This is a genomic window from Streptomyces swartbergensis (assembly GCF_002148965.1).
GTDB classification, from domain to species: Bacteria; Actinomycetota; Actinomycetes; order Streptomycetales; family Streptomycetaceae; genus Streptomyces; species Streptomyces swartbergensis.
Genome location: NZ_NGFN01000017.1, coordinates 1 through 19,869 on the forward strand (window position 1 = coordinate 1; position 19,869 = coordinate 19,869).

14 protein-coding genes and 5 pseudogenes are annotated in these 19,869 nt (G+C 69.5%); 10 read left to right on the top strand and 9 right to left on the bottom strand.

Going from position 1 to position 19,869, the window contains the following annotated elements; all coding sequences use genetic code 11:
* Positions 1–562, bottom strand: a pseudogene (locus tag CA983_RS04995) (winged helix-turn-helix domain-containing protein); the annotation flags it as partial.
* 53 nt (positions 563–615) lie between these two features.
* On the opposite strand from CA983_RS04995, the gene CA983_RS05000 reads away from it, so the two are divergent.
* The gene (locus CA983_RS05000) at positions 616–990 is read left to right on the top strand and encodes a hypothetical protein (RefSeq protein WP_086599667.1); all 375 of its coding nucleotides are present in this window, start codon (positions 616–618) and stop codon (positions 988–990) included.
* Here CA983_RS05000 and CA983_RS45740 read toward each other — a convergent pair.
* On the bottom strand, positions 950–1,312 hold the full coding sequence (locus tag CA983_RS45740) for a hypothetical protein (protein WP_143645448.1): 363 nt from the start codon (positions 1,310–1,312) through the stop codon (positions 950–952). The genes CA983_RS05000 and CA983_RS45740 overlap by 41 nt on opposite strands.
* 381 nt (positions 1,313–1,693) lie before the next feature.
* On the opposite strand from CA983_RS45740, the gene CA983_RS05010 reads away from it, so the two are divergent.
* Positions 1,694–2,032, top strand: coding sequence for a CU044_2847 family protein (locus CA983_RS05010; RefSeq protein WP_086599669.1), 339 nt, complete (start codon positions 1,694–1,696; stop codon positions 2,030–2,032).
* Positions 1,966–6,195, top strand: coding sequence for an nSTAND1 domain-containing NTPase (locus CA983_RS05015; RefSeq protein WP_244206647.1), 4,230 nt, complete (start codon positions 1,966–1,968; stop codon positions 6,193–6,195). Before CA983_RS05010 ends, CA983_RS05015 begins: the two co-directional genes overlap by 67 nt.
* A gap of 1,273 nt (positions 6,196–7,468) precedes the next feature.
* Here the strand turns inward: CA983_RS05015 and CA983_RS05025 are convergent.
* The 6 genes and pseudogenes from CA983_RS05025 to CA983_RS49375 form a co-directional block, all read right to left on the bottom strand.
* A complete protein-coding gene (locus CA983_RS05025; RefSeq protein WP_086599671.1) occupies positions 7,469–8,155 on the bottom strand; it encodes a transposase family protein in 687 nt (228 codons plus the stop codon).
* A 151-nt stretch (positions 8,156–8,306) separates the two neighbouring features.
* Positions 8,307–8,746, bottom strand: a pseudogene (tpg, locus tag CA983_RS05030) (telomere-protecting terminal protein Tpg); the annotation flags it as partial.
* A gap of 435 nt (positions 8,747–9,181) precedes the next feature.
* Positions 9,182–9,328 (bottom strand): annotated as a pseudogene (locus CA983_RS49095) (replication initiation protein, RepL2); the annotation flags it as partial.
* 381 nt (positions 9,329–9,709) lie between these two features.
* Positions 9,710–11,248 (bottom strand): alanine/glycine:cation symporter family protein, encoded by a 1,539-nt coding sequence (locus CA983_RS05040; RefSeq protein WP_086599694.1) that lies wholly within the window; start codon positions 11,246–11,248, stop codon positions 9,710–9,712.
* Between the two features lie 369 nt (positions 11,249–11,617).
* Positions 11,618–13,459: a glycoside hydrolase family 15 protein gene (locus CA983_RS05045; RefSeq protein ID WP_086599672.1), complete on the bottom strand. Its 1,842-nt coding sequence runs from the start codon at positions 13,457–13,459 to the stop codon at positions 11,618–11,620.
* Positions 13,431–14,603, bottom strand: a complete 1,173-nt coding sequence (locus CA983_RS49375; RefSeq protein WP_425276418.1) for a PucR family transcriptional regulator — start codon at positions 14,601–14,603, stop codon at positions 13,431–13,433. The genes CA983_RS05045 and CA983_RS49375 overlap by 29 nt, the downstream gene beginning before the upstream one ends.
* A gap of 191 nt (positions 14,604–14,794) precedes the next feature.
* Here CA983_RS49375 and CA983_RS46120 point away from each other — a divergent pair, with 191 nt between their 5' ends.
* From CA983_RS46120 to CA983_RS47625, 7 genes and pseudogenes are all read left to right on the top strand, one after another.
* The gene (locus tag CA983_RS46120) at positions 14,795–14,956 is read left to right on the top strand and encodes a Clp protease/crotonase-like domain-containing protein (RefSeq protein ID WP_208636890.1); all 162 of its coding nucleotides are present in this window, start codon (positions 14,795–14,797) and stop codon (positions 14,954–14,956) included.
* Positions 14,957–14,961: 5 nt separating this feature from the next.
* Positions 14,962–15,369: a DUF3040 domain-containing protein gene (locus CA983_RS05055; RefSeq protein WP_143645449.1), complete on the top strand. Its 408-nt coding sequence runs from the start codon at positions 14,962–14,964 to the stop codon at positions 15,367–15,369.
* A complete protein-coding gene (locus CA983_RS05060; RefSeq protein ID WP_086599674.1) occupies positions 15,356–15,544 on the top strand; it encodes a CBS domain-containing protein in 189 nt (62 codons plus the stop codon). Before CA983_RS05055 ends, CA983_RS05060 begins: the two co-directional genes overlap by 14 nt.
* 60 nt (positions 15,545–15,604) lie before the next feature.
* Positions 15,605–16,978 carry a Na+/H+ antiporter NhaA gene (gene nhaA, locus CA983_RS05065; protein ID WP_086599675.1) on the top strand — a complete coding sequence of 458 codons (1,374 nt, stop codon included), beginning with the start codon at positions 15,605–15,607 and terminating at the stop codon, positions 16,976–16,978.
* A 178-nt stretch (positions 16,979–17,156) separates the two neighbouring features.
* Positions 17,157–18,287 carry a site-2 protease family protein gene (locus CA983_RS05070; protein ID WP_086599676.1) on the top strand — a complete coding sequence of 377 codons (1,131 nt, stop codon included), beginning with the start codon at positions 17,157–17,159 and terminating at the stop codon, positions 18,285–18,287.
* A gap of 313 nt (positions 18,288–18,600) precedes the next feature.
* Positions 18,601–18,933 (top strand): STAS domain-containing protein, encoded by a 333-nt coding sequence (locus CA983_RS49380; protein WP_086599677.1) that lies wholly within the window; start codon positions 18,601–18,603, stop codon positions 18,931–18,933.
* Positions 18,924–18,998: pseudogene (locus CA983_RS47625) on the top strand (GntR family transcriptional regulator); the annotation flags it as partial. The gene CA983_RS49380 and the pseudogene CA983_RS47625, both read left to right, overlap by 10 nt.
* A gap of 279 nt (positions 18,999–19,277) precedes the next feature.
* Here the strand turns inward: CA983_RS47625 and CA983_RS49385 are convergent.
* Positions 19,278–19,812 (bottom strand): annotated as a pseudogene (locus CA983_RS49385) (potassium transporter TrkA); the annotation flags it as partial.
* Positions 19,813–19,869 lie beyond the last annotated feature (57 nt).

Below are 19,869 nucleotides of genomic sequence, written 5' to 3' on the forward strand. Positions count from 1 at the left end.
CCAGGTGCGGGTGGTCGGCGGCGTCATCGAGAATCCGGCTTCGTCCTCGAAGACGAGCCAGACGTCGAGCGCCGCCACGGTCCTTCCACCTGGGGCCAGGTCTCCTTCATCCAGCCGGCCACCAGGTTCTCGTCCCGCTCGATCGCCCGCCGGGCGGGGACCTGGCAGCTCCAGCCGTGCCGCTTGAGCAGCGCGGCCACCCCTTGCACGGTGCACCTCTTGTGGAAGCGGCGACCGATCAGCGTCCTGATCCGCGACAGGGTCCAGGTCTGCTCCGGCCACCCATGTGCCACCGGCCCCTTGTCCAGCTCACGCTCCAGCACGGCAAACAGTTCGTCGCTGAGCAGCGGCAGCGACGCCGGGCCCTTCGAGGCCAGGGCTCTCGGCCCGTCCTGCGACCACGCCCTGCGCCAACGCTGTACCGACCAGACGCTAACTCGCAGATCGCGGGCGATGACCGTGTTCTCGTCGCCCCGCCTGAACCGCTCAGCCGCCTCCAACCGCAACTGCTCCCGAAGGCCCGCCGTTCGTCGGTCAGCCCGCCCCCTTGCGCATACCTCATGCGGTCGGCATACCGCAGGGATCACGAGACGTCAGCCCCTACGACACCCCGCCTTGAAGGTCAGTAGCCAAGGCGATCTTCTCGATGAGCTCCCAGGTGGGACGGCTGGCCCCCAGGGCGCCGGCACTTGCCCCGACCACTCCGGCTCCTACCGCCACCAGAGGCGCGGGGAGTGGCCCGCGTGCACATCCGTCCTCGCGGATGCACTCGACAGCATCCGCCAGATCACCCGGTTCGGCGAGTACGACAGCCGCCCCGAAGCGGGCCATATTCCCTTCCGCGTCACGTTCACCGTCAGCAACGGCACCGACAAGCCGTACGACCTGGACGATCTCAGCGCCACAGCCGAAGGCGGCACCACCGGCGGCCAGCCAGAGTCCCTCTACGTCACGGTCGGCTCGTGTGACCGTGGTCGCCCAGAGCATTGATGGCGCGCTGCGGATCCCAGGTGCCGCCGAGGGTGCGAATCGCCTGGGCGAGGACATGCCGGTCGGGATGATCCTTCTTGCGGTGGTTGGCGATGCTGGCAGGGGCGCCGCTGTAATTGCAGTCGTGCGCACTTCTCCCACGAGCAGTCCGGATATGGATGACGGCGGCGTGGCGGACGGAATGGTGCTTGAGGGCCATGAGCGCTGCTTCGGCGATCTTGTCGTGGCCGGCGGCGAAGAACTTGCCCAGGCCGACGTCCTTCCCGCAGCCGCACCAGCACTTGCCGGTCGGGATGAGGCGAGGCTTCTCATTGCTTGACATGAAGCCAAGGTGGCAATTGACCCGCAGCGTTGTTCACACGGCTGATCGGTGGCTGGCCTCCGAGTGCGGTTGGCAGCGATGGTAGTTGTAGCCGTGATTATCTGGGGGCAGGTCACCCCGCGGCCCGGCACCACCGCCCCTCAACAGCCCACGCAAGATGAGGAACTCGGCAGTGCTGGGGGCGCACGCGAGCGCCGTAGCGATTTCGGTGTACAAAGAGCCGCGCCAGCAGAAGTGGTGCGCCGCCCTGGTGACCGCGTAACACGGACAGCCCACGTCGGCATGCGATCAGCGCACGGAGTCGATGACGCTGGCTAAGACCCTTGAGCGGGCGGGGCAAGCGCACGACCGTCGATCGCACCTGCCGGTGGAGGAGACACTTTGGCACCTCTGACCAGGATTCCGCTGGAGGGCGGGGGCTCCGTGCTAGTCGAGGCACCGGCCGCCCTCGACGGGCCGGTGAAGGCCGGCCGCCTTGGCGACGCCGTCCATGACATACCGGTGACCCTGCAAGGCGCCCTGGAACCGGTCACCCAGGCCGCGCAGGCCACGCTTGAGCAGCTGCGCAAGGCCCGGCCCGACGCGATCACCGTGGAGTTCGGCATCGATCTCGCGTTGGAGGCCGGGGCCGTCATCACCAAGACCCAGGCCAGTTGCCATCTGAAGGTGACCATGGCGTGGAGCAGGGACGATACCGGTCGTCCTGTCGTGCGGGACTGATAGTGATGACCGCGGACAGGCAACCGGCCGACGGAATCGCTCCGGATCTGCCGGCAGCCGTGGCCCGGATCCTGGGACCGGGTGGCACGGTGGCCGGAGCGGGCTTCCTCGTGGCCGAGGCTGTCGTGGTCACCTGCGCACATGTCGTTGAAGCGGCCGGCGGCGGACCGGGGACGGACATCGTGCTGTCCTTCCCGCATGTGGCCGACGCGGGCCGGGTGGAGGGACACGTCACGGCCGAGCTGTGGCGCCCGGCCGAGGACGAGGACGTCGCCTTCGTCCGGCTCAGCCGCACGGCACCCGACATGCGGCCACTCCCGCTGGGCTCCGCGGAGGGGAGCCGTGGCCACCACGTGTGCTCGTTCGGTTTCCCCGCCCAGGCTCCGCCCGAAGGACACTTCGGCTACGGCGTGACCGGCGACCTCCTCCCGGCCGTGGCCGGCAGGCGCACGCACCTGCAGCTCACCGACGCCAACGACCTCACCACGGGCTTCAGCGGCGGGCCGGTCCTGGACGAGGTCACCGGCCTCGTCATCGGCATGCTGACCGAGATCACCGCCCCTGACGCGTACGAACGCGGGCAGGGCATTGCGTACGTCACCCCGACACAGGTGCTGCGGGAGATCCATCCGGAACTGGCTGAGCGGGAAGTGTGCCCCTACCGGGGCCTGGAGCCGTTCACCGCGGAACACGCGCGGTGGTTCGAAGGCCGAACGGACGCGGTGCAGCAGGTCCTGACGAACCTGGCCCAGCGACGGGGGCTGACGCTGCTGCTCGGGCCGTCGGGGTCGGGCAAGTCGTCGCTGATCCAGGCGGGGGTGCTGCGGGCACTGGCGGAGGGAGAACTGCCGGGGAGCGACCGGTGGCTGCCCGTGCTTACCCGGCCTCGGCAGGACATGCTGGCGGAGATCGAGCGGGCGGGTTTGCCGGGAGCGAAGAGCGACGGGATCGTTGCGGCGGTCAACCGCAGGCTGAGGGCCGAACCCTCGTATCAGCGGGTCCTGCTGGTCATCGACCAGTTCGAAGAGCTCCTGATGCAGACGTCCAACGGCCGCCTGCGGGAGCTGCTGGGGGGCATCGACGAGGTGACGACGGCCGCCGACGCGTACACGAAGATCACCGTGGTCCTGATCATGCGTGACGACTTCTATCCTCAACTGGCCGCGCTGGCCCCCAGGCTGTTGGAAGCCGCGATGCCGGGACTACTCAACGTGCCGGGCACGCTCAGCCTGCAGGACCTCCACGACATCATCATGCTGCCCGCCGAGGACGTGGGTCTGCACTTCCAGCCCGGGCTGCCGGAGCAGATCATCAGCGACGTCCTGGAAACCACACCCGAAGCCTCCCTCACCCGCCAAGCACCCGTCACCGTGCTGCCCCTATTGGAGATGACACTCCGGCAGCTGTGGGACAGGCGCAAGGACGGATACCTCACCCACGAGGCGTACCGGCGCATCGGCGGGGTCAGCGGAAGCGTGACCACCTGGTGCGACAGCGCGCTCGACGAGCTCTCCTCCGAACAGCAGGTCATCGCCCGGCGGGCGCTGACCTCGCTCGTGCACCCGGCCGACCCCAGCCACAACATCACGGCCGTGCGCACGCAGGTGCCGCTCGACGAACTGCGCGATCTGGCGGCCGACCCCAGCGACGACACTCCCAACGGCGAGAAGACGGCCGTCGACACCGTCATCGCCGCGCTTGCCCACCGCCGCATCATCACCACCCAGTCGCTCCGCGCCCCGCAACGCCCCGGCGCCCCTCCCGGCGAACCGGTGGCCGAGCTGATCCACGAGGCGCTGATCCGCGACTGGGGCGCGCTACGGGCGTGGGTCGACCAGGACCACCGATTTCAGGAGTGGCTCGACCGCACCCGCGAGCGACGGCACCGCTGGGCCGACCAGAAGGACCCGGGTGACCTGCTCGGCGGAACGGCACTGGCGGAAGGCGTGGAGTGGTCCCAGCAGCGGCGGCTGCCTTCGGACATCACGGAGTTCCTGACCGCAAGCAAGGAGCGCCAGCGGGCGGCGATCCGGCGGAGCCGGGTGCTCAACGGGTTTCTCGGGGGGTTGCTGGTGCTGGCGCTTGTGGCGGCGGGGGGTGTGTTGTGGCAGTGGCGGACAGCAATCGCCCAACGGCAAGCAGCGCAGTCCAGGCAGCTCGCCTCCCAATCCGACACGCTCTTCCGCACAAACCCTGAACTCGCCTCACTGCTGGCCGTCCAGGCATACCGCACCAGCCACACTCCCGAGTCCATCGAAAGCCTGCGGACGGCTGCGGCCCTCCCCCTGCATCGCCGTCTGACCGGGCACACCGACGATGTGAATTTGGTGGCCTTCAGCCCGGACGGCCGCACCCTCGCCACCGTCAGCAACGACGCGACCGTACGGCTGTGGGACGTCGCCAGCGGCAAGACCCGCGCCACCCTGAGAGGGCACGCTGGCGCGGTGTGGTCGGTGGCCTTCAGCCCGGACGGCCGCACCCTCGCCACCGCCAGCGAGGACGCGACCGTACGGCTGTGGGACGTCGCCACCGCCAAGACCCGCACCACCCTGAAAGGGCACACCGACGATGTGGATTCTGTTGCCTTCAGCCTCGACGGCCGCACCCTCGCCACCGGCGGTTTCGATGCGACCGTGCGGCTGTGGGACGTCGCCAGCGGCAAGACCCGCACCACCCTGAAAGGGCACGATAGCCCGGTGTGGTCGGTGGCCTTCAGCCCCGACGGCCGCATCCTCGCCACCGCCAGCGAGGACGCGACCGTACGGCTGTGGGACGTCGCCACCGCCAAGACCCGCACCACCCTGAAAGGGCACGATAGCCCGGTGTGGTTGGTGGCCTTCAGCCCGGACGGCCGCACCCTCGCCACCGCCAGCGAGGACGGGACCGTGCGGCTGTGGGACGTCGCCGCCCGCAAGACCCGCACCACCCTGAAAGGGCACGATGGCGCAGTGATGTCGCTGGCCTTCAGCCCTGACGGCCGTACCCTTGCCACCGGCGGTTTCGACGCGACTGTACGGCTGTGGGACGTCGCCAGCGGCAAGACCCGCGCCACCCTGAGAGGGCACGCTGGCGCGGTGTGGTCGGTGGCCTTCAGCCCCGACGGCCGCACCCTCGCCACCGGCGGTGTCGACGCGACCGTACGGATGTGGAACGTGACCACCAGTGTGACCCGCACGTCCCTGTCAGGGCACACCCACGAGGTGGATTCTGTGGCCTTCAGCCCCGACGGCCGTACCCTCGCCACCGGCGGTTTCGACGCGACCGTACGGCTGTGGGACGTCGCGACCCGCAAGACCCGCGCCACTCTGACCGGGCACGATGGCGCGGTGTGGTCGGTGGCCTTCAGCCCCGACGGCCGCACCCTCGCCACCGCCAGCATCGACGGCACCGCGCGGCTGTGGGACATGACCAGCGGCAAGACCCGCGCCACCCTGAGAGGGCACGATAGCCCGGTGTGGTCGGTGGCCTTCAGCCCCGACGGCCGCACCCTCGCCACCGCCAGCAACGACGCGACCGTACGGTTGTGGGACGTCGCCACCGCCAAGACCCGCACTACCCTGACAGGGCACGCTGGCACAGTGAATTCGGTGGCCTTCAGCCCCGACGGCCGCACCCTGGCCACCGCCAGCATCGACGGCACCGCGCGGCTGTGGGACATGACCAGCGGCAAGACCCGCGCCACCCTGAGAGGGCACGATAGCTGGGTGCGGTCGGTGGCCTTCAGCCCCGACGGTCACACCCTCGCCACCGCCAGTGACGACGCGACCGTACGGCTGTGGGACGTCGCCACCGGCAAGACCAGCACCACTCTGACCGGGCACGATGGCGCGGTGACGTCGGTGGCCTTCAGCCCCGACGGCCGCACCCTCGCCACCGCCAGTAACGCCCCGACCATACGGCTGTGGGACGTAGCCGCCGGCAAGGCCGTCGCCACCCTGTCCGGTCACAACGACACGGTGACGTCGGTGGCCTTCAGCCCCGACGGCCGCACCCTCGCCACCGGCAGTGTCGACTACACCGCGCGGCTGTCTGACGTGACTCTCCCCCAACCTTCCGAAGCGATCAAGAAAATCTGCCGCGCCGTCAACCGCGACCTCACCCCAGAGGAACGGACGGCATACCTGTCGGGTCAGTCAGCGGGCCCGGTATGCCCAACAAGGTGAAACAGTTACACGACCGCCCGGCTCGCGTACATGGCCGGAGACAAAGGCAGCCGTGACCAGGCCTGCGGTGGCCGTGAGCCAGCTGCCGAGCCGCAGGAGAAGAAGACCACCGTCAGTAAGGGCTCGTGGCATGATCATGGGCGCGCCGCGCCCTGCTAGACGAGCACACGGCCGTCGGCGGTGTACCGGGAACGGGCTGGGACCTGCACGAGTGGCGGCACTCCGGCCTCACCCACCTCGGCGCGGCCGGGGCGAGCCTGCTCATGCTGATGACGAAGTCCCGACACAAGAAGCCGGAGAATGCCCGGAAGTACTTCCATCCCTCGCCGGAGGCGATCGCCGAGATCACCCAGCCTCCTCGCGCCTGCGGCAGCAGGCGCTGACCGCTGTCGGCCCAGCGGCGCCGATGTCGCTTCACTGCGGGTAGCGCACGATCAGCAGGGCCTCGACGTCTCCGGCGGGTGCCTGATACAGGTGCGGGACGTCAGCGGCCCAACTGCCGTGCATCCCAGGGCCGATCAGGACAGGTCGGTGAGCCCACCGACGCGCGCCATGCCGGTAAAGACGATGATGTGCTCTCTCTTCTGGGCCGGCAGGTCGGCGAGCTGCGGCGCGTACGCGAACCCGCTGACGGAGCCCGCTCCCCGCGCCTGCGGGGATGATCCCAACCGCGACGCGGCGAGGCGCCGCAGGTTGACCCGCTCCCCGCACCCGCGGGGATGGCCCCAAGCCACGGCCCCGGACAGCCCAGGCGGCCTCCTCCCCGCATCCGCCGGGGTGGTCCGGGCCGGGAGAGGTGCGCGCCACGATCGACCCCTGCTTGCTGCACCCGCGGCGGCACCCGCCGTGGCCCACGCCGCCGGGGACGCCGTCGACTGCTAGTGAACTGTCAGCCAGTTCATGGCCAACAGCGCTCAGCCGGGAGGGCGTTGAGCGGACGGGGTGCGCCTGCCTCTTCGACTGCAGCACATCGACCGACGGAGTTGCCATCGCCCGCCAAGGCCTCCACCTGGCCGCCATCTCGAGTTGCATTCCCGATTCCACCGAGGCGGAACTTAGGATCGTCCGCCATCCTCCACACGGGCGGCCATCGGGCCAGCGTCCTCGTTGGTCTTGGCTGTGCCGGGCAACCGCAACGACTGCGGCATTGTGAGTAGACGAGGGCACACTGACGGTATGAGTCCTCTTCGTCCACCGCAGCTGAGCCCTCAGAGGGGATGCCCAGAATGGGGAGATACTTGATGCCACCTGGGCGGTGCTTTACTGAGCTCTTTCAGCGTTGCCGTTCCAGGGTGAGGACGGCTGCGGCGATTGACGTCATTCGATTCGGGCTGGATCGGGATCTGCGGAAGATGCGCCAGGACTTCAGTCGTGCCACGCCGCGTTCGACCGGTGCCCGTGCCGCGGACAGTGCACGGTTGACGGTTTGCTGGGTCGGTGTGAGCTCGCGGCCCGGCGGGCGTCTGAGGGGTGTCGTCACCCACGTACTGGCTCCCATGTAGGCGCGGTCGGCGAGGATGGGGACGCCCTGGCGCTCACAGATGCGGATGATCCGGTGGGTGCGGGCCGCCGTCAGGTCGTGGGTGCGGCCGGGCAGTGCGGGCGAGATCCACAGCAGCCGCCCCGCCGGGTCGGTCACCACCTGCACGCCATGCCTGTGGTGCTTGTGGGAGTAGTCGGCCCGGCTGTCACCGACTCGGTCGCACTCGGCGAGGGTGCCGTCCAGCAGGACGTAGTCGGGATCGGCTTCGCGCAGCGTGCGCAGCAGGCCGGGCGCGCGGTCGGCGAGCAGGCCGATCACCGCGGCCGTGTAGGCGTGGGCGGTGCCGACGGAGATACCGAAGCCGGCGGCGAGCTGCGTGAGGGTGTCGTGCCGACGCAGGTACACCAGATCGATCAGAGCACGCTGGTGCGGCGGGAGTTTGCAGCGGCGGTCACCCTCGCGGGTGACGATGAGCATGGTGACCCGAGCTGCGGGTCTTGTGCTCGACGATCTTGGTCGGCAGGGTGTCCGGGGTGCGTGCTGATCTTGTTCCTGACGACCTGTGGGAGCGGGTGGCCCCGCTGCTGCCGCCTGCTCCCGAGCGGCGCCGTCGCCACCCTGGGCGGCTGCGCTGCTCGCTGGCGCCGGCCTCTTGGGCGTCGAACAGGCGGGCCGCGTACTGCGGGGGCAGGGCGATGGTCAGGTGGCGCAGCCGGGCGTCGTCGGTGCTGCCGGGTGCGGCGGTGAAGCCGAACCGGGCGCGGTGTCGATGACCAGGCCGGTGCTGGCGGCCGCCTGCTTCTTCCTGGCCTGAGCCCGGATGCGGGGCTGCCAGCGCTCGCGTACCGCGTCCTCCAGGCGCTGCGCGAGGTCGGCGCGAGGCCGGCGCATCTGGTCCTTCACGTACCGCTCGACGGTGCGCTGCGAGATGCCGAGGRCGTCGGCCACGGGGCGGGTGCCGTGSAGYTGCTTGACGAGGTAGCGCATCTGCGCGCCGGCCGACTTGGGGATGGGGCGGGTGAACGCCYKCTGKACGGCKCGSTCGAGGCCGTCTSCRACGATGCCCATGGGGCTCTCCGTTCATGATTGGCTGCGTGGGCTGCTGTGGGGCGATCACCCCCCGGGCCGGGGGGTACCCGGAGCGCCGGGCGGAACGGGCCGCACAGCGGCGTACAGCGCTGTTAGAGGGCCGGTTCTTCGGCGGCGGCCATGTCGCGCAGGCGGCTTGTAGTGGAACTGGTGGGCGCAGGTGATCGTGACTGAGGACGCGTACGGCATCGACTGGGTGGGCCTCTATCTCTCCCGCAGTGCGCCATGATCACGTAGCGCGTCCCCGAGTTCAGGCGAAGCACTCGGTGTCCACAGAGAAGGGGCGACCGGGTCGTCTGACTGCTCGCCCGTTGCCGGAGGCGCCGGGCCGTCATGTACGTGAGGTCAATGAGTACCGATCCTGGGATCGGTACTCATTGACCTCACGTACATGAGTTCTGGTCTCGGAGCCGCTCAGGTTGCTCGACGCAGAGGGACGACGACGTCCTCGCCGGTGCACTTCGCACTGAGCCGGTAATAGCTGATGTGCGCGAGCCGCTCGGATTCCTCGAGCCATCCAGCCTCTACGACCTGGCGCCTGGTGCGGGAGAAGACGGTCGGGGTGTCGGCGAGCTGTATGACCCGGAGGACCCGTGGCAGGGGCCGGCGTGGCAGGACATGGATGCCCGAGCCAGACGCCGGCTCATCGGTCGAGTCCTCGGGCTGGCTACGGCGATCGTCGTGGTCCTGGGAGCGATGTCCCAGCTCTCCAGCGGCTCCGGCAGCGGCGTCAACAGGCCCGGCGATACGGTCTCGACGCAGTCGGACGATGTCTTGGACCAAGTCCCCACGGGGACTGCCGCCCCGGCCCCGGGACGACCCGCATCACCGCTCGTCACCAAGGGGTAGAGACGGTGCAGCCGGCAGAGGAACGGGCCCGTGCTCACCAAGGCGCAAGGTGTGCACGGGCCCGTTCAGGAGCCGGGCCGCCGGGGGGGACGGTCAGACGGTGGTCTTCACCGACTCCTGGTCTTCGTCGCCCTCGGCGGTCTCACCCGCGTTACGGGCGCGGACGAACTCCAGGAAGGAGTTGAGCTCGCGCTTGACGACCGGTGCGAGGAGATACAGGCCGATGATGTTGATGACGGCGAGCATGAAGAGCACCGCGTCGGCCATGTCGATCAGGGTCTGCAGCGTCAGCAGCGAACCGGTGATCGCGAACAGCGTGTACACGACCTTGTAGGTCAGCTCGCTGGTCCTGCTGCGGCCGAAGAGGTGCGTCCAGGCCTTGAGGCCGTAGTAACCCCACGTCAGCACGGTGGAGATGGCGAACAGCAGCACCGCGACGGTGAGGATGTACGGGAACCAGGGCAGGACCGTCTCGAAGGCGTCGGAGGTGATCGTGACACCGCCGATGGACTCGGGGTCCTTGCGGGCCTCGGCCCAGCTGGCCGGGTTGGCGATGACGATGGTCAGCGCGGTCATCGTGCAGATGACGACGGTGTCGATGAACGGCTCCAGCAGGGCGACGAGGCCCTCGCTGGCGGGGTGCTTCGTCTTCACCGCTGAGTGGGCGATCGGGGCGGATCCGAGACCCGCCTCGTTGGAGAACGCGGCCCGCTTGAAGCCGATGATCAACGCACCGAGCACACCACCGGCGACACCCTCCGGGTTGAAGGCGCCTTCGATGATCGTACCGATGGCGGCCGGGACGGCGGTGACGTGCACCAGGATGACGACCAGGCAGGCCGCGATGTAGATGCCTGCCATGGCCGGCACGAGCCTGCTGGTCACGGTGGCGATGGAACGGATGCCGCCGAGCAGCACGATGCCGACGAGCGCGGCGATGAGGATGCCGAAGAACAGCGCGCCGGCGGAGGAGCCCATCAGGCCGTCCTCGCCGCCGGTGACGGAGACCAGCTGGGCGTAGGACTGGTTGATCTGGAAGAGGTTGCCGCCGAACAGGCCGAAGAACAGGACCATGAAGGAGGCGAGGACCGCGAGGACCTTGCCGAGCTTCTTGCCGCCCGCGCCGAAGCGTTCGGCGAGGCCCTTGGGCAGGTAGTGCATCGGGCCGCCGGAAACGGTGCCGTCGGCGTGCACCTCGCGGTACTTCACGCCGAGGGTGACCTCGACGAACTTGGTGGCCATGCCGAGCAGGCCGCACAGGATCATCCAGAACGTCGCGCCCGGGCCACCGATGGACACGGCTACGGCCACACCGGCGATGTTCCCGAGGCCGACCGTGCCGGAGACGGCGGCGGTCAGCGCCTGGAAGTGGTTGACCTCACCGGCCGAGCCCTTCTCGTCGTACTTTCCCCGCACCACGTCGACGGCGAGTCTGAACTTGCGGATCTGCACGAATCCGAACCAGCCGGTGAAGACCAGGCCGGCGACGACGAGCCAGGCCACGATCAGCGGCAGCTCCGCTCCGCCGACGGAAACGGAGTAGAAGACGACTTCCCCGAGCCACGTGGCTATGGGTTCGAAGAACCCGCTGACGGCTTGGTCGACGGACTGGGTGACGGAGTCGAGTGACACGGTGGCTACCTCGATGGCGCAGGACCGGAGCACGGGGTGAGTGCTGCCGGTTGATGTGCGGTTGGTGGGAGTGGACGCCGACGGCTGAACGCCGGCCTTGGGAACGCGGCCCACGGATGCGGACCGTGATCGCCCTGAGCATGTTGCCGGTGCATGCCGACCACTCCGCAGTGCGGCGAGGAGTAGTACCACCTGCGGAGTTGCGTTGTTCTACCACGGACTTTGCGAGACCTTTAGTAACGCAGATCACATAACCGTCGGTGATGAGGGAAAGTGCCAGCGAGCGATATCAATCCGTTATCCGGAGACCGGGATACGTGCATCGGACACATGCCTGAGCCGATGCCAGGGCCCCCGGACCCGCTGCCCTCACCGAAACCACGCGTGGGTGGAGAGCTCCGGGCGTACGCCGCGCTGCGTGCGGGCGAGGACGACGGCGCTGGACAGCAGCCCGACGTGGCTGAGTGCCTGGGGGAAGTTGCCGAGGAAGGAGCGGTCTGCGGGGTCGATCTGTTCGGCGAACAGGCCGAGGGTGCTGGCGTAGGAGCACAGCTGCTCGAACAGCTCGGAAGCTTCGTCGACGCGGCCCTGGCCCGCGAGGTTGTCCACAAGCCAGAAACTGCACAGCAGGAAGGCGCCCTCGGGCTCCTGGAGTCCGTCGGGTGAGTCCTGCGGCAGGTAGCGGTACAGCAGGCCGTCGCCCGCGCCGAGGCGTTCGGTGATCGCCTGCGTGGTGGCGATCATGCGGGGGTGGTCGGCGGGAAGGACGCGTCTGAGGGGCAGGGCGAGCAGGGAGGCGTCCAGGCCGCCTCTTGCGCCGAGGTGCTCTGTGAAGGAGTGCGTGTGCTCGTCCCAGGCGTCGTGGATGATCCGTCCGGTGAGGTGGCGGGCCTCCGCAGCCCACGTGGTGGCGTTGCCTGGGAGATTCAGGCGGGTGGCGAGTCGTGCGGCGCGGTCGAGCGCCACCTGGCACATCGCTGCCGAGTACGTGAACGGGCGTCCGTGGGTGCGTACTTCCCAGATGCCGTGATCCGGTCTTCTCCAAGCGGTGCGGGCCTGCTCGGCCAGGCCTGCCAGTCGGTGCCACAGGCCGGCGCTCAACGTTCGGCCTGTGGCTGCCCATTGGAAGGCGCAGTCGAGAAGTTCTCCATAGACGTCGTGCTGAAGCTGTTCGGCGGCGGCGTTTCCCCACCGTACGGGTGCGGAGCGGCGGTAGCCTTCCAGTTCTTCGTCGATCACTTCCGGCGGCGGTGGCCGGCCGTCCACGTCGTACAGCACGCGCATTCGTCCGTCCCGCCAGGCGGCGGACAGCGCCCAGTGGAGGAAGCCTCCGGCTTCGTCGGGAAGGCCGATGCGGCGCAGGGCGAAGACGGTGTACGCCGCGTCGCGAATCCACGCGTAGCGGTAGTCCCAGTTCCGGTCGCCTCCGATGCGTTCGGGCAGGGAGGACGTCGGGGCGGCGACGATGGCGCCGTTTTCGACGTAGTCGAGAAGCTTCAGGGTGATGACCGAGCGGCGCACCAGGTCAGTGCGGGGAGTGTCGTCCACTACGAAAGCCGACCAGCGGCGCCACGCCCGTACGGTGTCGTCGACGCACTGGGAAACTGATCGTCCCGAGTTGGCGCCCCGTCGTTCACTCCAGCGCATTCGGAACCAGACGTCCTCGCCCTGGTTCAGGGACAGGGTGCACCGGGGACCGGGCAGTGGCCGCGAGGCGGTCAGGCGCAGCTTCAGGGCTTGCCGGGGACACGTCAGGTGCCAGCCCGCGGCCTGACGCTCGACGTGGGTCTCACCCCGCGGCTGTACCGCCACTGCCAGATCGACAGAGCCCTGTGTGACGCGCGCGTGCCGGACCAGCTCTCCTGTGCCGACGGGGGCGTCCACCTCCAACCGCGCCCCTGGTTGCAGGAGGAACGCATCGGTGATCTCGACGACTCCGGTGTCCGCACGCAGTTCTGTCACGAGGACGCCGGTGTCCTCGATGTAGTGCTGGCGGCTCAGCCGTAGCGTGTCCGGTCTCAGCAGGAACGAGCCGCCGCGGTGGCGGTCGAGCAGGGAGCAGAACAGGGGCGGGGCGTCGAACCGGGGAACGCACATGAAGCTGATGGCGCCGTCGCGGCCCACCAGGGCGCACCCCCGGCCGTCGCCGATCAGGCCGTGGTCCTCGATCGGCAGGTATCCCTCATGTGGCGCCGGCGACCACTCGTTCATGCGTGACTCTGTACCCACCGGGGGCGGACCGGATCACTCGGAGGGCTGCAGCGGCCGGGCCGGCCAGTCCAGGAGGCGGGCGCCGAGGGCGGCGGTCTGCAGGATGTACCGCTGGTCGGGATCGGTGGGGTCGTGGCCGGTGAGGTGCCGGATGCGCCCGAGCCGATAGGTGACGGTGCGCACGCTCACCCCGAGTCGGCGGGCCGTGGTGGTGTTCAGGCAGCCGCAGGCGAAGAACGCGGTGAGGGTTTCCAGGAGTGTCCTCGGCCCGCCACGTTGCGCCTTCGAGGCCGCCCAGGACGGTGGCCACCAGGTCGGTGATGGCGGCGCGGTCCCTGCCGAGGACCTGGAACACCAGCAGGTCCGAGGCGTGCACGCACGACGCGGTCAGACCGAGCTGGGTGGCGAGGTCGAGGGTGCTGCGTGCCTCCTGGTAGGAACGGACGATGCCGCTGGGGCCAGGCCGGGGGCGGCTGACGGCGATCCTGCACCGTGCGTCGACGGCATGGCGCACCGCGCCGGCGAAGAAGTCCGTGACCTCCGGTACCGCGCCGGGCGATACACACACGAGCAGGCTGTCCTTGGTGGTGATGAGTACGTCCTGGGTGCTGAACCGGGCGGCCAGTGCCTCTTCGACATAGCGCGAGGTGTCGTCGCCCGCACGGAAGGGCTTGCCCGCCCGGGCGACGGCCACGCTGTGCGGCCCCACCAGCCGTAGCTCGAATCGTTCGGCCCGCTCGGCAAGCCGGCCCAGACCTGTCCGGCCGTCGAGGAGGTCGTCGACGAACTCGCGTCGCATCGCCTCTTCGCCTCGGATGGCCGCGCGATGGGCGGTTTCGTAGCCCTCCGTCAGAGCCACCGTCGCCTCACCGATCGCCCTGATCAGAGACGAGCCGACCTCTCTGAGATCGTCGGGCTCCAAGGCCGGGCCGGCGCCCGAGAGGTCTGTCCACACACGGCAGACCGAGGTCAGATACTCGGCGACCAGGAACCGCAGGGCCGTTCCGCGGCCGGCCGCTGTGGCGGCGAGCTGCCGCAGCCCCTCAAGGTCCTCATCAGGCAGTCGCCGCCTGTCGAGGCAGGTGCTGGCGAGCTGCTTCAGGTGCCGGTCCCAGGCCGCCGCCGTAGGTCTGTTCTCAGGCACGGTCGCGGCATGCGGCGCGGCGACTCCGGCAGCCGGAGCCACCGCAACCGGATCTTGGGAACGCTTTCCCGCCGCCATGGCCCCATTTTGCCGAAGGACGGCAAAGTGCGCCGGGTCGAGACGGCCGTGTTTGTGCAGGCTCGGCAGGGGTCCCGCTGATCCGCACGGGTAATCCGTGAGTAAAACGCCCCGTGAGAGCCATGCGAAACATGGTCCGCGACGGCAGGGCAGTGTCCGACCGGGAGGCGGTGCGGATCGACGTCGTCGATCTCGTGGCGCCGTCCCGGGATGCCCTGCTCACCGAGCGGGACGGCCGCCGCGTCACGGTCGGCCCACAGGACGCGCACAGGTGATCGGTATGAACCCCTCGATGGACGACCGGCGCATCCTCGCCGAGATCGAGCGGCGCCTGGCCCGGGACGATCCCGAGCTGGCCGCGCTGCTGGACGCGCTCAACCACCAGTTCCCCGATCCGAAGGAGGAGACCGGCAGCCGGAACGACGACGGGAAACGGCTTGACTGGCGCTGGAAGGCCATCGTGGCGTTCGCCCTCGTGCTGGTGCTGGGCCTGACCCTCATGGCGGTCTTCAGCAGATCGCCCTCGACCGACGACAACCACGGACCGCCGAACAGCCGTGCGCCGGTCGTGTCCGTCCATATCCAGGGCAGGGGCACCCGGCCCCGGGCGGGCACCAAGCCAACGCCGGCCGGGCGTCACCGACCATCCACCGGCCTTCCGAGAGGGGAGCCTCATGCGCGCACATGATCTCGCGCCGTCGCCCAAGGCCGCTCCCGACTGCCCGGCCCTGGAGATCGCGGAACTGATGGGCCACACCCGGAGTCCCCTCGGCGCGGTTGCCGACCGGGGCGCCGGCGGCCCGGACCGCCTCCTCGGCGTCGTCACGGCAGCCCACCTGCTGCACCAGCTCCTCCAGACGTGAGGCGGCGCACCGGTTCACCGTGCCCGGGAGACCGCTCCCGGTCATCGAAAGGTCGGCCACATGCCCGGACGCAGCCGCAGGAACCGCACCTTCCTCGGCCGTCTCCCGCTGCCCGAGCGGACGTTCGTGGCGGACGCCCTGCGCACCGAGACGGTCGGCGGCATGGTGCTGCTCGTTGCGGCTGCCGTGGCGCTGGTGTGGGCCAACACCCCGTTGAGCAGCGCGTACGAGTCCATACGGGACTTCCACTTCGGCATCGAGGCGCTGGGCCTGGAGCTCTCCCTGGCCCACTGGACGGCCGACGGGCTGCTGGCCATCTTCTTCTTCGTCGCCGGCGCGGAACTCAAGCGTGAGCTGGTGGTCGGCGAGCTGCGTCACCCGGGAACGGCGGTGCTGCCGGTGATCGCGGCGTTCTGCGGCATGGCGGTACCGGCCTTGGTCTATGGGCTTGTCACCACGAGCATGGGCGGAACGTGGAACGGCTGGGCCGTCCCCATGGCCACCGACATCGCCTTCGCCCTGGGTGTGCTCGCGGTGATCGGCACCCATCTGCCCTCGGCGCTGCGTGCCTTCCTGCTGACGCTGGCGGTGGTCGACGACCTGGGGGCCGTCGTCGTCATCGCCCTCGTCTACACCTCGACCATCCACCTTCCGGCGCTCATCGGCGCCGTACTCGGGCTGGGGTTGTTCTTCCATCTGCACGACCGGCGGCGTGTGCACGGCTGGTACTGGTATCTGCCGCTCGCCGTGGTGATCTGGGGCCTGACGTACGCCAGCGGCATCCATGCCACCGTGGCCGGAGTCGCCATGGGACTGCTGCTGCGGGTGGCGAAGGACGGTGAGAGAGGCCGGCGTCCAGCCGAGCAGATCGCGCACCTCGTCCGCCCCGTCTCCGCTGGAGTGGCCGTCCCCCTCTTCGCGCTGTTCTCGGCCGGCGTCAGCGTCTCCGGCGACACGCTCGGGGCTGTGGTCAGCGAACCCGAGCCGCTGGGCGTGGCGCTCGGCCTGGCCGCCGGCAAGGTTGTGGGCGTCTTCGGCGGCTCCTATATCGCCGTCCGCTTCACCCGGGCCAGGCTCAACCCGGCGCTCGCCTGGGCGGACGTGTTCGCAGTGGCCACGCTGGCGGGCATCGGCTTCACCGTCTCGCTGCTGATCGGCGAACTCACCTATCCGGATCCCGCAGACCTGGAGCACATCAAGGCCGCCGTCCTTCTCGGCTCCCTGGCCTCCGCGCTGCTGGCCTGCGTGCTGCTCAGACTGCGGAACAACAAGTACCGGCGGCTGTACGCGGAGGAGAACCGCGACGAGAACGCCGACGGCATCCCCGACATCTACCAACAGGCCGACTCGACTTCACCGCGGCCGACCACGGAGCCGCGGACTCAAGATCCGGACCGACACGGTCACAACGGCGGCAGATCTGCCGACTCATGAAGCACACGACGGGTCATCCACCCATGGCCAGGAACGTCGCATGCGTCGTCTTCCTCGTCACCTGCGCTCGCGGAGCGAGACTGGCAGTGGGCGGACTCTGTGCCGATCCGTTCCCGCGGGCACCCCGGCGGGTCGGGTTCGCCGCAGGGACACCTGCCCCGGTCCTCAGGAGATGGCGATGAAAAGCTCGGTACGAATGGGACGTGTTCTCGGGGTGTCGCTGCGCATCCACTGGACCGTGCCCCTGCTCGTGATGCTCTTCGGATACAGCCTGGGCAGTCAGACCCTCCCGGCGAGGATTCCGGACCAGCCAGGCGCCACCTACACGGTCGCCGGCCTGGCCGGGGCCCTGCTCCTCCTTGTGAGCCTGCTGGCTCACGAGGCGGCCCACGCGGTGACGGCCCGCAGGAAGGGCATCCAGGTCCAGAGCATCACCCTGTGGGCCTTGGGTGGAATGACGCAGATGGGCAAGCCACGCACGGCCGGCGCGGCCTTCCTGATCGCCGTCAGCGGGCCGTTCACCAGTCTGGTCGTCGGTGCGGTGGCGCTCGCGGCGGGCATCGGGCTGGACACGTTGTCCGGCTGGTCCGTGCCCGCAGCCGTCCTGCTCTGGCTCGGCTGGGTGAACCTCGTCCTGGCCGTGTTCAATCTGCTGCCGGCCGCCCCACTGGATGGAGGGCGGGTGGTGCAGGCGCTGACGTGGTGGCGTACGGGAGACCAGGACCGCGCCGAGCGAGCGGCCGCACGCGGCGGGCAGGTCCTCGGCGTCCTGCTCATCGGCGTCGGGTGGATCGCGGTCCTGCGCGGCGCCCTGAGCGGCCTGTGGCTGGCGGTCATCGGCTTCTTCGTCATGGTCGTCGCCAGCGCGGAACACCGGAGCGCAAGGCTGGCCCCCGCCCTGCGCGGGTTGCGGGCGGCCGATGCCATGTCGAGTCCGGTGGAGACCTGCCAGGACTGGCTGACCGTACGACGCTGCGTCGATGACGTGGCTGTGCGGACCCGCCACTCCACCCTGGCTCTGATCGACTTCGAAGGACGCCCCAGCGGCCTGCTCCACCTCCCGCACCTCGCGAGGGTCCCCGCCCCGCAGCGGGAGACCCTGCGCGTGCGTGACGTGGCGACCCCTTGGACACGGTGTACCACCTGCGCCCCCGACGACCTGCTGGCAGAGGTGCTCGAAAAGCTCTCCCCAGGCCGCGGCCTTCCCATCCTCGTCACCGACGGGCAGCACCTGGCCGGCATCATCACCGCGCACGACATCTCCCGGATCGTCCAGCGCCACACACTTCGCGGAACGGAGGGCCCGTAACCCCAGGGCAGCAGCAAGCCAGAAGCCCAGGCCGACGTCGGCAGGCGACTCCCCCGCAGCCGGGCGCCTTGACGGCGACGGGGCCGTCAACACCCCGACGGCCTCGGCGAGCGCGGGAGTACGGAGTGGTTGGGGTTCCCGTAGGTGTGTGCATGGCGTCTGCGGTGGCGTCCGTGACGACCGAGGAAGCAGCAGGTCCAGGCCAGACTGTGTGATCGCCGCGGTGAACGGGACGATGGACTACCTCACCGGCCCCGATTTCTGCCGACGGACTGCTTGATCCGCCCGGTCGGCGTCTGGTGCTGGAGCTCGTGTGGACTTCCTCGACTCATCGGGGCTCAACGAACTGCTGCGGTTGAGCAAGCAGACGGCTCGCGGAGGGGGATTCCTGGTGCTGGCCGGTGCGCCGCCGAGGATGCGGCAGATTATGTCGCTCACCGGTGCCGACACGGTGCTACCGGTCTATGCCCGGGCTGCCGTCGCACTTGGCGAGTCGAGTTGGCGGGCGCCGTCAACGGCACCTGCGGCTGCCTGCTCACCGAAGACGTCCGCCGTCGTCGGCTCGCGGACCGCCGCCGGAACCCAGTTCCAGCAGGGCAGCCGCTTCGAACCTTCAGTGCCATCGTCTTCAGCACCATGCTGCTGAGGCTGAACACTGCGGACAACCGTCCCCTACACGAGCAGGTGGCCGGTGCCATCCGACGCGCCATCATTTTCGTATGTGGTCAAGCCTCGATCCGGCTCTGTTGCTTGCCTCGGCCCAGGCACGGGCTGAGACCCGGAGCTCAACTCGCCTGACCGCCCCGCGATCCGCACCATCACCACGACGGGCAGGGTCTGCGCTAACTTCAAACGGGCACGGTCTGCGCTAACTTCAGGAGTCACACAACCCCTGATGATCACGCGGTGGGCACACCCGTTCCCAGCCGGGCCCGACACAAGAGCGCAACCCAGACTGGAGCACCAGACCTCAGTGGTTCGCGCCCCCAGCCGTGACTGCCGGCCGAGGAGTTCGGCCAGGCCCTGGCGCGTCGCGGCGAGTACCACGCGGTCTTCGGGCCGAAGGACATAGCCGGGGTGCAGGTCCCATACGAGTCCGCCGGGGCGGTCGGCGCCGCGGTGCGCCGGTGTGGCGGCGAGGTCCGGCAGCCGCTCGCCCGGTTCGGCCGTGTCCAGCGCCAGAACACGCCACTTGCCTGGACGGAACGACTCGGCGATGGTGCGGCCTTCCAACTACGGGTGCCCGGCGACACCGAGGGCGGCGAAGAGGAGTACGCGGCGTTCGACGGGTATGGCCCCGAGGATCTGGCGGCCCATCATGGCCCCGGCGAAGGCGGGGGCCGCGAGAGTGGAGACACTGCGGGCTGCGGGTGAGGGCGCGCGGGTGGGCGGTGCGCAGGGTGCGGTAGACGGCGGTGGCGAAGGCGTCGTCGCACAGGCGCAGGGCCACCCGCAGGTCCGGTTTGACGGAGCGTGCGCACAGGGCGGATTCGAGGTTGGTGGTGTCGTGACTGGTGACGGCCAACGGTGGTGGAGGTGTCCAGAGCCTCGGGGTCCAGGCCGGGGACGGCGAGGGCGGCGG